The sequence below is a fragment of the Geomonas anaerohicana genome, from assembly GCF_016458305.1.
Lineage (GTDB): Bacteria > Desulfobacterota > Desulfuromonadia > Geobacterales > Geobacteraceae > Geomonas > Geomonas anaerohicana.
On the sequence record NZ_JAEMHL010000027.1, the window covers coordinates 1 to 12,508 of the forward strand.

Sequence of the window (12,508 nt, forward strand, 5' to 3'; positions counted from 1 at the left end):
GGAAGTCACTTCTTGGCAATAAGTGTCACCCATGTCTCCGAACATGTGTAACCTATGTCTCCGGTCTATACACCCTTTGACAAGGGGGGAACGCTGGGCACCTTCGTCACTAGGTAGCTGGATGGTTGGATGGACATAAAAAAGCCGCTGCTCCCTGGCGGGGGCAGCGGCTTGCCGAACAGCGGCGGCAGAGTAAAAGCTACTTGGCGCCGAACAGGAAGTAGGAGAGGGAGAGCAGCGCCAGCACCCACATGCCGCCTTTCATTTCCTTGATGCGGCCGGTGGCGCCCTTCATGAGCGGGTAGGCGATGAAGCCGGCGGTCATGCCGACGCCGATGTTGTAGGTGAAGATCATCAGCACCACGGTGAGGAACGCGGGCACCAGTTCGGTGAAGTCGTCAAAGTCGATCTTCGCCAGCGGGCTGATCATGTAGGAGCCGATCACGATCAGTGCAATGCCGTAAGCATGGGCCGGCACGATGGTGAACAGCGGCGCGAAGAAGAGCGCCAGCAGGAAGAACAGGGCGGTGACCAGGGCGGTGAAGCCGGTGCGGCCACCTTCCTCGATGCCTGCCGCGGACTCGATGTAGGCACCGGTGGTGGTGGTGCCCAGCAGCGGCGCTGCCACGGTGGCGAGAGCGTCGGCCAGCATCGGTTTCTCGATCTCGGGGAGGTTGCCGTTCTCATCCAAGAGGTCGGCGCGCATGGAGAGGCCGAGCAGGGTCCCCACGGTGTCCAGGAACGCCATGATGAAGATGGTCAGGATGATCGGGAAGAAGCTGGGGTTGAGCGCGCCCGCGAAGTCCAGCTTGAACAGGATCGGGGTGATGTCCGGCGGCATGCTCACGAAGGACTGCGGCAGCGGGGTCACCTTGAGGATGATCGACGCGATGGTGGTGACGACGATGCCGATCATCATGGAGCCCAGTACCTTGCGGGAGATGAGCACCACGGTGAAGAGCAGGCCAAAAACGGCCAGGAGCACGGAAGGCTGGGACAGATCGCCCAGTTTCACCGGCGCGCCGGGGACGCCCAGCACGACGATACCGGTCTCGTTGAGGCCGATGAAGGTAAGGAACAGGCCGATGCCGGTCGCGAAGGCGCATTTGAGCGACAGCGGGATGGACTCGGCAAGCCAGCTCCGCACCTTGAACAGGGTGAGCAGGGTGAAGATGACGCCGGCGAAGAAGACGGCGGCCAGCGCGGTCTGCCAGGAGTAACCCATCACCTTGACCACGACGAACGCGATGAAGGCGTTCTCGCTCATGTAGGGGGCGATGGCGAAGGGGCGGTTGGCGAAGAAGGCCATCAGTACGGTGCCGAACACGGCGGCAATAATGGTGGCGGTGGTGGAGGGGCCGCGCGGGATGCCGGCATTCTCGAGGATGGCCGGGTTGACGATGATGATGTACGCCATGGTGAGGAAGGTGGTGAGACCGGCGATGATCTCGCGCTTCATGCTGGTGCCGTAGCGTTGGAACTGGAAGAACGTGGCTATACGGGAGGTCATGCTAGTTTTGCTCCTTCATTGCGTAGAGTGCGGGCAGATTGCGCCAGTATCCTGCTATGTCCATGCCGCAGCCGAAAAGGAAGCGGTCTTCAACCTCCAGCCCGACGAAATCGGCCTTGGCCCCGGGTGCTTTCCGGTCGTGGATCTTGTCCACCAGGACGGCGGTGTAGACCTCGGCGGCCCCCTCCTCCCGGCAGAACTTGGTGATTTCGGCCAGCGTCACCCCTTCGTCGAGGATGTCGTCGATCAAAAGCACCGTGCGTCCCTTCAGGGAGCGTTCCGGCTTCACCTTCCAAAGCAGGTTGCCGCCGAATATCTCCGCGCCGTAACGCGTAGCATGGAGGTAATCCAACTCGAGGGCAAAGGGGAGCTTGTCCACCAGTTTCCCGGTCACGAACAGCCCGCCGTTCATGATGCAGAACGCGATCGGGTCGGTTCCCGCCAGGCGTTCAGCGATTTCCCGCGCCATGCGTGACAGCGCCTCCTCGACTTCCTGCTCCGACCTCAGACAATCCGCTTTTTGGCGAATGTCCTCCATGTCTTTGAGTACCATTTCCGCTCCTTCGGAACATTTGTTTAAAGCCGCCGAACCATAGCAGATTTGTCGTGTAAAAACAACTAATTGAACTTTCATTAGTTGAGGTTTCCCGTATACGGGTGCAGAGGGGGATGTGGACCGGCTTGCGGAGGTATCAGGGGGAGAATTCACGCTCCAGGGCCTTGCGGTCGATCTTGCTGTTGGAGGTGACCGGGAGGGTCGGACGGCAGATGATTCGCTCCGGAATCATGTACTTGGGGAGGTGAGCGCCGCACAGGCCTATGAGGTCCGCGGTCTCCAGCACGGCGCCTTCGATGTGGGAGACGTACGCTACGATGCGGCTGCCGGTGAGCTCGTCGGGGATGGCGATCACCGCCGCCTGCCTGATCTCGGGATGGCTGTTTAGGACCACCTCGATCTCGTCCAGTTCCACGCGGAAGCCCTTGCTCTTCACCATGTGGTCCTTGCGGCCGGAAAAGACGAAATTGCCGTCGTCATCCAGGCGCACCATGTCCCCGGTCCGGTAGACCCTGGCGTGGCTGGCAGGGTTGCGGGGATCGGTGCTGAAGTGGGCGGCGGTGCGGACAGGATCGTTCCAGTAACCTAGCGCCACCGTCGCACTCAGGACGTGCAATTCCCCCTCGCGCCCGGGCTCGGTCACCACTGCTCCCTGCTCGTCCATGGCGAAGACCTCGAAGTTGGGGAAGGGGGTCCCGATGGGTATCTTCCAGGCTTCCTGCGGCAGCTGCTCGGGCACCCGAAAAAACAACGAGGAGTTGGCCTCGGTCTGGCCGTAGATGTTATAGAAGGCGGCGGCGGGCATGAAGCGCTTGAGGACCTTCAGGTACTTGACCGGCATCAGGTCGCCCGAGAAGTGAACCAGGCGCAGCCGTGGCAGGGTGAGCCGCTCCAGTGCCCCTTGGTCGGCCAGCTTGGTCAGCACCGACGCCACCGAGTTCCATACCGTGATCTCCTCGCGTTCCAGGAACTCGGCCAGACGCACCGGGAAGGCCGAGAGTGACTCGGGCACCAGCACCACGGTCGCCCCGCCCTTGACGGCGCAGAAGATGTCAAAGATGGAGAGGTCGAAATGCAGCGGCGCATGGTTCGCCAGGCGATCCCCTGCGCCTATGGCAAAGAAGTCGGTGGCCATGTCGACGAAGGTGAGGGCGTTCAGATGGGAGATGACCACACCCTTGGGGGATCCGGTGGAGCCGGAGGTGTGCAGGATGTAGGCGGGGGAGGCGCCGCACACGTGCGGGGAAAGTGGCGGGAGGGGCTGCGGCGCCAGGTCCTCCCAGGCAATCAGCTCCACCCTCGAAATCGTGCCGGCGGGTGCCGCCACCACCGCTTGCTCCAGTTTCAGCCCGTCGCCACCCTCCAGGATGATCCGTTCCAGGTGCTCGACCGAGGCGATGGCGAGGCGTATGCCGCAATGGTTGATGATGGAGCAGAGTCGCTGGGCGGGAGAGGCGGGGTCGAGCGGCACGTAGACCGCGCCGGCCTTGAGAATGGCGAAGACCGCAACGATGCATTCGATCGACTTGTTGAGGAGGATACCGACCCGGTCGCCGCGCCTGACGCCATGGCTGGCCAGAAGTTCTGCCAGTCCGTTGCTCGTGTGCTCAAGTTCCCGGTAGGAGAGCGCCCGGTCCTTGAACAGCACGGCCTGCCGTTCGGGGAACCTTGCCGCACTTTCGGACAAAAGCTGCTGCAGCAGGAACATGGCGTCCTCCTTTCCTGCCCCTACAGGCCCAGGAAACTCGCGATGATGTTGCGCTGGATCTCCGAGGTGCCGGAATAGATCTTCCCTGCGATGGCGTCGCGCAGGTTGCGCTCGAAGTCGAATTCGGTGGAGTAGCCGTAGGCACCGTGGATCTGCAGGGCGTCGGTGGCGTTTTGCACGTAGCTCTCGCTGATGAAGAGCTTGGCCATGGCAGATTCCAGAGGGGCGCGCCGCCCCGCGCTCTTCATCCCGGCGACCCGGTGCAGCATGAGGCGGGAGAGTTCGATGCGCAGTTTCATGTCGGCGATCTTGTGTGACACCGACTGGCACTTGCCGATGGCCTGGCCGAACTGGCGCCGTTGCCGGGCGTATTCCACGCACTCCTCGAGGATTTTGTCCATCGCCCCGAGGTGCGCAGCAAACAGGCAGCTTCTTTCCCACTCCATCTCGGAGTTGAAGATGGCGGCGCCGCCACCCTCCGCGCCGAGGCGGTTTTCCTCGGGGACCTCGCAATCCTCCAGGAACACCTCGCCCAGGGGACAGGTTCTCAGTCCCATGGTATCGAGGGGGCGCCCCACGGTGAATCCCGGCGTCCCCTTCTCGACGATGAAGGCGGAGACGCCGGCGAACCCTTTACTTGGGTCGGTGACGGCGAACACCAGCAACAGATCGGCTATCGGGGCGTTAGTGATGAACGTCTTCGATCCGTTCAAGAGGTAGCGGTCGCGGCGCTTCTCGGCCCGGCAGCGCATGCTGAAGGCGTCTGAGCCCGCCTCCGGTTCGGTCATGGCGTGCCCCCCTTTGGCCTCCCCTGCGATGAGGCGGGGCAGGTACCGCTCCTTTTGTTGCGGCGTGCCGAAGCGGTTGATGGGGGATTCGCAGGTCCAGATATGTGAGTTGAGCGAGAAGATGAGGCCGCTGTCCCGGCAGGCGTAGCCGAGTCCTTCCATGGTGGCGACGGCGGTCATGGTGTCCAGGCCGAGTCCTCCGTATTCCTCGGGCATGGTGATGCCGGGGATGCCGAACTCGGCACATTTGCGCCAGCCCTCTTCGGAGAATTCTCCCCGCTTTTCCCGCTCCTTGACCCCCTGGTTCAGGTCGCACCGGGCGAAGTCGATGGCCATCTGTTTGAAGGATTCCTGTTCGGTGCTGAAGGTGGTCGCGTCCATGTCCGCCTCGCCGTCTCGGCCTACAGGGTAAAGAAGAGAGAGGCGACTCCGTAGTGGCGAGGTCGCCCCGCTTCCTGCTTCAGCACCTCGAAGGTGCCGATTGAAATCTTTTGCAGTTCTTTTATCTCTGCCACGTAGCGGCCGCGGGCCTGCTCGTCCAGTGAGTTTTTCAGCCCGGCGCAGGCATAGATCAGGCACTTCAGGGGGCGCTCCACATGAGGCAGCAGGCAACCGTGCGCCCCAAGATGGGTGCAGCGGCCCGGGGATGGCTTTGCCACCGGTTCTCCGGGGTACCCCGATCCCAAACGGCGCCATGCCGCACGCAACCGAATTTTCAAGCAGACAGCCAAGGGGACGATGGGGCGGCTTGCGTATCCCGCGACCTTGGATGCGGTGTGGTGGCGCAGCCAATAATCGATGGCGGTGAAGTAATGCTCGGCAGGCTCCCGGCAGCAGGCACCTTGGCATCTGTCGCACCGGGCATAGGAGGGGAGGTCGAGGGCGGCAATGGCGAGCTGGCAGGCCACCCGGTCCCGGTTCAGCCGTTCCAGCGCCTCGCGGGCCGTTGACGACAGCTCGTGGTCCTGGTCCAGCAGGTCGTGGCTTAGGCTGGCCACGCGCTGGAACAGGCGGTACGGCCTGGAAAAGTGCCAGAAGTTCTGTAGGTCCCGGCGCATGTCCCTCCCCCGCCGCCCTGTCAGCCCTGGTCCCGCTTGCGCTGGGCCACGCCCGACAGGGCGTAGATCATGGCCCAGGCGGCCAGGTGCGAGGAGTACCCCTGCGGGTCCTGCCCCGGGTAGACCTCGACAAAGTCCAGTCCGTCGATGCCGGAGCGTCCGATGGTCTGCAGCGACGGCAGCAGTTCGTTGGGCAAAAGCCCGTTGAAGTCGGCCGGCCCTCCGGGGTTGTAGCCGGCGTCGATGCAGTCGCTGCAGATGGTGACGAAGACATGCCTGGTCTTTTCGTGGGCGATGGCGATGGCCTCCTGGGTCACCTCCACCATGCCCCGCTCACGGATCTCCTTGGTGGTGAAGATGCGTGCACCCATGCTGCGGGCGTACTCGTACTGTGCCGGAGAGTTTCTCGGTCCCCTGATCCCCATGTGCACGATGCTCTCCTTGCGCACCTTGGGTAGCTGCGCGATCCGGTGCAACGGGCCGCAGCGCGGGTACAGGTCGGCGCCGAAGGACTTGGCGTTGTCCAGGTGGGCGTCGAAATGGATGATGCCGATCTCCCCCTGGCCCGCCTCCCCGAGCGCCTTCACGATCTCGGGGGTGAACGAGTGGTCGCCACCCAGCACGAAGGGGATGCTGCGGCTGCGGTAGACCTCCAGCATCGCCTTGTGCACGTTGGCCATGGTCTCGACCGGGTCGTTGGGGTTGACCGTGACGTCGCCCATGTCGCCCAATTGCAGGTGGTCGAACAGGTCGATCTCGTACTCGGGGAGGAAGCCGCCGTAGCGCGCCGAGGCGTGCCTGATGCTGCGCGGCGCCAGCTCGCAACTGCTGAAGGAGCCCCAGGTGACCGTTCCTTCCCAGGGAACCCCCGCAACGATGACGTCGCACCCCTTGGGCAGGTTGCGCGGGTCGAGCACCGGGACGCCGAGAAACGACGGGGTATCGCCGTACACCCTGGGCAGCGAGGCTTTTCGGTTGGGAACCATGGGGATCTCTTTGCTGTTCATGGTGGCTCCTTTACGGGCGCGGTCCTAGCTTGCGCCGTGGTCGGTTACATGTAGCTTCTTGGTCAGCAGCAGTCGCGTCGCCCTGACCCGCTTGAGTTCACGCCAGCGCAGGGTCCGGTGCACCCAAAGAGCCGGCACGTTGTCGGCCCAGAAGAAACCGTAGGCCTTGGTGACGCCCCTTTTTTTCAGCAGGTGCAGCATGCCGTTTTGCAGCGCGGCCGCGACATTTCCCCCGCGGTGCGCCGGGTCCACGAACATGTCGAAGGTGTAGGCTTCACCGGGGCTGCACTGTATCCCCAGCCATTGTTCGTCGGGGTGGCTGCCGGTGCCGGCGTCTTGCCGCCTGTCGGCGCACCAGATATCTCCCACCACCGTGTTCCCCTTCACCAGGCCAAAGCCGCGGTAACCCTTGTCCAGGTAGCTGAGCGCTTTTAGGTACCTGCTCTGGAACCGGTACTCCATGCGCCGTTCCCCAAGCAGCTTCCCGCTCAGTTCCACCACCGTTTCGTCGGCGGGGCGGGTAAAGTCGGTCACGGGCCGCAGGGCGTCGAGCGCTATCTCCACCGGCACCGCCACCCGGTTCAGATAGAAGATCTCCCCTACGAGGCTGCGCCATCCGGAGATAAGCACCATGTCTCGGGCCTGCACCAGCCGCATCTTGCAGTACTGAAGCATCGTTCCTCCAACGCTTGAGCGCCGCTACCCCTTGGCCGTCAGCTTGAAGTTGATGAACTGGGCCACCGCCGAAATGGTCTCGAAATGCTCCGGCACTATCTCGGTGTCCGCGATCTGCACTCCGAATTCCGTTTCCAGGTAGGCGATCAGTCTCTGTACGCCCAGGGAATCTACGATCCCCTTGTCTATGAGGGAGTCGGAGGGGGAGAGGGTGACTTTGGGGCCGGGTCCTGCCATCTCGTTTTCTATGAACGACCTGATGGTATCGGTGTAATCGGTCATCTCGTCCTCCTCAATCATGGGGAGCAGAGCGCGGGCTCTATCGGCGCAGCAGCGCACCTGCTTCGGCCCTGTCCCGGGTTGGCCCCTGCACGGTGATGTGTGGTTGGTTTTGTATAATTACAGAATTGTAATCTTTGGCACGCACCTTAGTGTACAGTTGACCGTTTGGCTGTCAAGGGTGGTCTTTTTTGTTCCACAGGGGCGGCCAAAGATGCTACCTTGGCGCAATGTCGTGGAAGATCATCGAAAGAAAACGCACTCTGCTGGCGGGTGAAAGCGGTCCCGGTCGCGGCAACAGCGGCGGGCGGCTCTCCTGCTGCGTGGTCTACCCCAACCGCTATCACTCCGCCATGAGCAATCTCGGCTTCCAGGCCGTCTACGCAATGCTGAATGCGCAGCCGGAGGTCAGCTGCGACCGCGCCTACCTGCCGGACCGGGACGAGCTGGAAGAACTGCAAAGGACGCGAGGAACGCTGCTGTCGCTGGAGGGGCAGCGCCCGCTATCCTCGTTCGACCTGATCGCCTTTTCCATCTCCTTTGAAAGCGATTACCTGAACCTTCCCGCGATCTTCAGGCTGGCCGGCATCGAGCCCTACGCCGCCAAGCGCTCGCCGCTGCAGCCGCTGGTCCTGGCCGGCGGAGCGGCGCTCTTTCTGAACCCCGAGCCGGTCGCCGCGTTCCTGGACCTGGTCTGCATCGGGGAGGCCGAGCCGACGCTCCCTCCCTTGCTGGAGCTGCTGAAGCGGGGGGCGACGTCGCGCGAGGAGCTGCTCATCGAGGCGGCGCAGCTCCCGGGGATCTACGTCCCCTCGCTCTACCAGCCGGAGTACGACGGTGTGCGTCAGGTTGCTTTCCACCCCGCTCCCGGTGCTCCCGCGACGGTGCGCCGTGTCTGGGACCCCGATCCCGACAGCCGCCCGACCGTCACCGAGATCCATACCGACGCCACCGAGTTCTCCGGAATGCACCTGGTCGAGATCTCCCGCGGCTGCCCGCGCGCCTGCCGCTTCTGCGCCGCCGGGTTCATCTATCTTCCCTACCGGACCCGGTCGCCGGAACTGGTGCGCGAGGAGGTGCTCAAGGGGGTGGCTCAGGGGAGAAAGGTCGGGCTGGTGGCTGCCGCCGTTTCCGATTACGCGGGCATCGGCGAACTCTGCTGCGACATCGTCGACGCCGGGGGCAGGTTCTCGGTTTCCTCTTTCCGCATCGATCACCTGGACGGGCGCATGATCGAGGCATTGAAGGCCAGCGGTCAGAAGTCGGTGGCGCTGGCGCCCGAGGGGGGCTCGCAGCGGTTGCGGGACCTGGTCAAGAAGGGGATCAACGAGGATCAGATCCTCGCCGCCTGCGACATGCTGGTGAGCCACGACATCCTGAACCTGAAGCTGTACTTCATCATCGGGCTCCCCACCGAGACGGGCGAAGACCTGGAGGAACTGGTGGCGCTGGTGCAGAAGATCCGGGAGCGAGTGCTTGCTGCCGCCAAGGAAAACCGGCGCCTGGGTGAGATCCAGCTCTCGGTGAACCCTTTCATCCCCAAGCCCTTCACCCCCTTCCAGTGGTGCGCCATGGAACCAGTGAAGTCGCTGGAGAAGAAATGGAAGTTCCTGCAGAAGGAGCTGGGGCGGCTTTCCAACCTGAAGCTACAGATGGAGAGCCCGCGCGAGGCGTTTCAGCAGGCGCTTTTGTCGCGCGGCGACCGCAGACTGGCAGAGTTGTTGGTCGCCGCGGATCGGCTGGGGAACTGGAAGGAAGCGCTGCGGGAACAGCAGTTCGACGCCGAGGCGTTGGTGAACCGGGAGATAGCGCTGGAGGAAATGCTTCCCTGGGATTTCATCGACGGAGGTGATACCGGGAGGTTGCAGCGCGAGTATCGGAAGGCGTTAGACGGGACGGCTGAGTTGAAGGAAGCGTAAGGGCGAGTCGGTAGCAGCCTGAGTCCCCGCCCCCGGAGGGGGAGGGCAGGGAGGGGGACTCCAGTTGGCGGCCCCCCTCCCGACCTCCCCCCTCCGGTGGGAGGGGATGTTGCAGTGCTTACAGGGGCTCGCTATTTGATCAGTTCGAGGGTGGCCTTGATGGCCTTTTCGATCCCCTTGGCGGCCTCGGCTATGCCGCCGGCCAGCATGTAGGCCGGGGTCGAGACGATCAGGTTGTCACGGTCCACCACGAATTCGGTAGCCGGACACTCCACGTGACTGCTCCCGGTGGCGTTGATGGCCTGGGCGGTGCCCGCATCGTTGCCGATGGTCAGCTTGGGAGCCAGGTCTTTGCCCAGTGCCAGGGCGAGCACGGCGGGGGCGATGCAGATGGCGCAGATCGGCTTCTTGGCCGCGGCCATGTCCCGGATCAGCTTGAGCACGTCAGGCTGTACGTTCCCTTTGGGCCCTTCGAACGCGAAGCTGCAAAGGTTCTTGGCCGCCCCGAAACCGCCGGGGAGGACGATGGCATCGAGCTCTTCGGCCTTGGCGTTTTTCACGTCGGCGATGTCGCCGCGGGCAATGCGGGCCGCTTCCACCAGCACGTTTCTCTTGGCGCCGGTATCCTGCATGGTCAGGTGGTTCACCTCGTCCAGCTCGATGTCGGGGGCGAGGCAGACGGCCTTGGCGCCGCTGTTGTCGATGGCGAGCAGGGTCAGCACCGCCTCGTGGATCTCGCTTCCGTCACGCACGCCGCAGCCGGAAAGTATTACGCCTATCTTTTTCATGCAGATGCCTCCTGTCTTGTAGTTTGTGAGTCGATTGCGATATTCTAAGCGGGATGTCAACTCTGCGCAAGGCGTTTTAGTGGCCGTTAATAGAGATTCTGCGTCAGAAAGTTACAGCTTACTATCCCGATGACTCCGATTCGTCCAGCAACTTGCCAAGCTATGACAGAAAATAGAAAACCTGAAATAGAGGCCGCTTGCTGCACCGGCTGTGGACGCTGCGTCGCTGCCTGTCCGAAACGCCTGCTCACCCTGGAAGTGGCCGGTTACCGCAAGCACGCCGTGCTGGTGCGGCCGCGGGATTGCGACGGCTGCCTCGCCTGCCTTTCCGCCTGCCCGGTACGCGCCATCTCCTGAACTCTTCTCACTCCCCCAGTCTGTCCACCTGCCGCAGCCTCGGAAACAGCTTCACCCAGAGCAAAACTACCACCATCGTGCCGATGCCGCCGATCAGCACAGCCGGCACGGTGCCGAACAGCGCCGCGGTGACCCCCGACTCGAATTCCCCCAACTGGTTGGAGGTGCCGATGAACATCGAGTTGACGGCGCTCACCCTGCCGCGCATCTCGTCCGGCGTCTCGATCTGCACCAGCGAGGCGCGGATGACGACGCTCACGATGTCCGCTGCACCCAGCACCATCAGGGCCGCCATGGAGAGCGGGAACGAGGTGGAGATCCCGAAGACCACGGTGGCGACGCCGAAAAGGAACACGCTCAGGAACATGGTGCGCCCGACCCGGTGCCGCAGCGGACTGCGCGCCAGGAACAGGGACACCCCGAGCGCACCCATGGCGGGGGCCGCGCGCAAGAGCCCGAGGCCCAGCGGGCCGGTATGCAGGATGTCGCGGGCGAAGACAGGCAAAAGGGCGGTGGCCCCACCTAAGAGCACCGCGAAGAGGTCGAGCGAGATGGCGCCCAGGATCTCCTGGCGGCTCCTGATGAAGGCGATCCCCGCGAACACCGAGCGCATGGTGGCCGGTTCGCGTGGCGCGGGAGCCCGGTCGAGGCGGATCCGGGACAGCAGCAGGCTCGCGGCGAAGAAGAGCAGGGCGGCGCTGGCGTAGACCGTGGTGGGGCCGAGGGCGTAGAGCAGGCCGCCCAGTGCCGGCCCAGCGATGCTGGCGGTCTGGTTGGCGGAGGCGGACCAGGCTGAGGCGCGCGGGATCAGCTCCTGCGGCACCAGCCACGGCACCAGCGCCAGCATGGTCGGCCCCTCGAAGGCGCGCAGCGCCCCGGCAGCGAAGACGATGACCAGGATGGCATCCTTGCCGAGCCAGCCACCGTGGGAGCCGAGGGCAAGCAGGGCGAGCGCTAGACCTTCCAGTACCTGGCAGGTGCCGGCGATGCGTCTTCTGTCGTAGCGGTCGGCGACGTGGCCGACTGCCAGCGTCAGCAGGAACATCGGGAGAAACTGGGCCAGTCCGACCAGCCCCAGGTAGAAGACGGAGCCGGTCAGTGCGTAGATCTGCCACCCGACGGCTACCGCCTGCATCTGCAGCGCGATGGAAGAGCAGACCCGCGCCAGCCAGAAAAGCCGGAACGGCTGGTGTTTCAACACTGATTGCTTGATGGTTGGTGCCTCAACAGTGGATGTCATAGCGAGCGGGTCCGGTTCATACTGGCAGTGTGCATGGCGCGTGACAATATCTCGTTCAGCACCACTGTTGTAAATGACTTCGCCGCTGTTGACAACAGGGTTCTTTCCCCTACTCTTCAATTGGTGTCGGATACACCGGAAATCCTGTTGCAGGCAAAGGAGGGAGGTCATGCTTTACTTCATCAAGCACAATACCATCCACACCTATCCGGTAGCGAAAGGATGCACGGCGTCCTACGAGCAGGAGCAGCTGCGCGACACGGTGCCGTACGAGGTGCAGGAGTGTCCTTACTGCATGAAGGTGTGGCCGGGTAAAAAGGATGAGTGAGGTCTGAAGAAACCGGAGCAGCCGGCAGGAATGAGAAAAGGCCGCATCCCTGAGGGAAGCGGCCTTTTCCGTTGATGGTGATCCCAAGGGGACTTGAACCCCTGTTACCGACGTGAAAGGCCGGTGTCCTAACCACTAGACGATGGGACCAAATTGTTGCATCCCGTCCCATCAGGGTTGGGGGGCTGTCACAAGGCCCAGTCATGTGACAGTAAATAGGGTGGTGAGCCGCGTTGGGATCGAACCAACGACCACCTGATTAAAAGTCAGGTGCTCTACCAACTGAGCTAGCGGC

At 63.2% G+C, this 12,508-nt stretch carries 13 protein-coding genes and 1 tRNA gene; 3 read left to right on the forward strand and 11 right to left on the reverse strand.

Going from position 1 to position 12,508, the window contains the following annotated elements:
• Positions 1 to 199: 199 nt before the first annotated feature.
• The 8 genes from JFN91_RS21625 to JFN91_RS21660 all read right to left on the reverse strand — a co-directional run bounded on the left by JFN91_RS21625 (position 200) and on the right by JFN91_RS21660 (position 7,584).
• On the reverse strand, positions 200 to 1,510 hold the full coding sequence (locus JFN91_RS21625; RefSeq protein WP_199391214.1) for an NCS2 family permease: 1,311 nt from the start codon (positions 1,508 to 1,510) through the stop codon (positions 200 to 202).
• A 1-nt stretch (position 1,511) separates the two neighbouring features.
• The gene (locus JFN91_RS21630; protein WP_199391215.1) at positions 1,512 to 2,063 is read right to left on the reverse strand and encodes a hypoxanthine-guanine phosphoribosyltransferase; all 552 of its coding nucleotides are present in this window, start codon (positions 2,061 to 2,063) and stop codon (positions 1,512 to 1,514) included.
• A 139-nt stretch (positions 2,064 to 2,202) separates the two neighbouring features.
• Entirely contained in the window at positions 2,203 to 3,774 is a 1,572-nt protein-coding gene (locus JFN91_RS21635; RefSeq protein ID WP_199391216.1) for an amino acid adenylation domain-containing protein, read from the reverse strand.
• Between the two features lie 20 nt (positions 3,775 to 3,794).
• On the reverse strand, positions 3,795 to 4,943 hold the full coding sequence (locus tag JFN91_RS21640) for an acyl-CoA dehydrogenase family protein (protein WP_199391217.1): 1,149 nt from the start codon (positions 4,941 to 4,943) through the stop codon (positions 3,795 to 3,797).
• Positions 4,944 to 4,963: 20 nt separating this feature from the next.
• Positions 4,964 to 5,620, reverse strand: a complete 657-nt coding sequence (locus JFN91_RS21645; protein WP_199391218.1) for a hypothetical protein — start codon at positions 5,618 to 5,620, stop codon at positions 4,964 to 4,966.
• Between the two features lie 20 nt (positions 5,621 to 5,640).
• Positions 5,641 to 6,627, reverse strand: coding sequence for an agmatinase family protein (locus JFN91_RS21650; protein WP_199391219.1), 987 nt, complete (start codon positions 6,625 to 6,627; stop codon positions 5,641 to 5,643).
• 24 nt (positions 6,628 to 6,651) lie between these two features.
• The gene (locus JFN91_RS21655) at positions 6,652 to 7,302 is read right to left on the reverse strand and encodes a GNAT family N-acetyltransferase (RefSeq protein ID WP_199391220.1); all 651 of its coding nucleotides are present in this window, start codon (positions 7,300 to 7,302) and stop codon (positions 6,652 to 6,654) included.
• A gap of 24 nt (positions 7,303 to 7,326) precedes the next feature.
• Positions 7,327 to 7,584: an acyl carrier protein gene (locus JFN91_RS21660; protein WP_199391221.1), complete on the reverse strand. Its 258-nt coding sequence runs from the start codon at positions 7,582 to 7,584 to the stop codon at positions 7,327 to 7,329.
• Between the two features lie 227 nt (positions 7,585 to 7,811).
• Between JFN91_RS21660 and JFN91_RS21665 the strand changes: the two genes are divergently transcribed.
• The gene (locus JFN91_RS21665) at positions 7,812 to 9,500 is read left to right on the forward strand and encodes a radical SAM protein (protein ID WP_199391222.1); all 1,689 of its coding nucleotides are present in this window, start codon (positions 7,812 to 7,814) and stop codon (positions 9,498 to 9,500) included.
• 131 nt (positions 9,501 to 9,631) lie between these two features.
• Here the strand turns inward: JFN91_RS21665 and elbB are convergent, their stop codons facing one another.
• Positions 9,632 to 10,288, reverse strand: a complete 657-nt coding sequence (gene elbB, locus JFN91_RS21670) for an isoprenoid biosynthesis glyoxalase ElbB (protein ID WP_199391223.1) — start codon at positions 10,286 to 10,288, stop codon at positions 9,632 to 9,634.
• Between the two features lie 162 nt (positions 10,289 to 10,450).
• Here elbB and JFN91_RS21675 point away from each other — a divergent pair, with 162 nt between their 5' ends.
• Complete coding sequence (locus JFN91_RS21675) at positions 10,451 to 10,645, forward strand: 4Fe-4S binding protein (RefSeq protein ID WP_199391224.1); 195 nt, start codon at positions 10,451 to 10,453, stop codon at positions 10,643 to 10,645.
• Between the two features lie 7 nt (positions 10,646 to 10,652).
• Here the strand turns inward: JFN91_RS21675 and JFN91_RS21680 are convergent, their stop codons facing one another.
• On the reverse strand, positions 10,653 to 11,885 hold the full coding sequence (locus JFN91_RS21680; RefSeq protein WP_236015306.1) for an MFS transporter: 1,233 nt from the start codon (positions 11,883 to 11,885) through the stop codon (positions 10,653 to 10,655).
• Between the two features lie 169 nt (positions 11,886 to 12,054).
• Between JFN91_RS21680 and JFN91_RS21685 the strand changes: the two genes are divergently transcribed.
• Complete coding sequence (locus JFN91_RS21685; protein WP_199391225.1) at positions 12,055 to 12,213, forward strand: hypothetical protein; 159 nt, start codon at positions 12,055 to 12,057, stop codon at positions 12,211 to 12,213.
• A gap of 75 nt (positions 12,214 to 12,288) precedes the next feature.
• Here JFN91_RS21685 and JFN91_RS21690 read toward each other — a convergent pair.
• Positions 12,289 to 12,363 (reverse strand) — tRNA-Glu (locus JFN91_RS21690).
• Positions 12,364 to 12,508 lie beyond the last annotated feature (145 nt).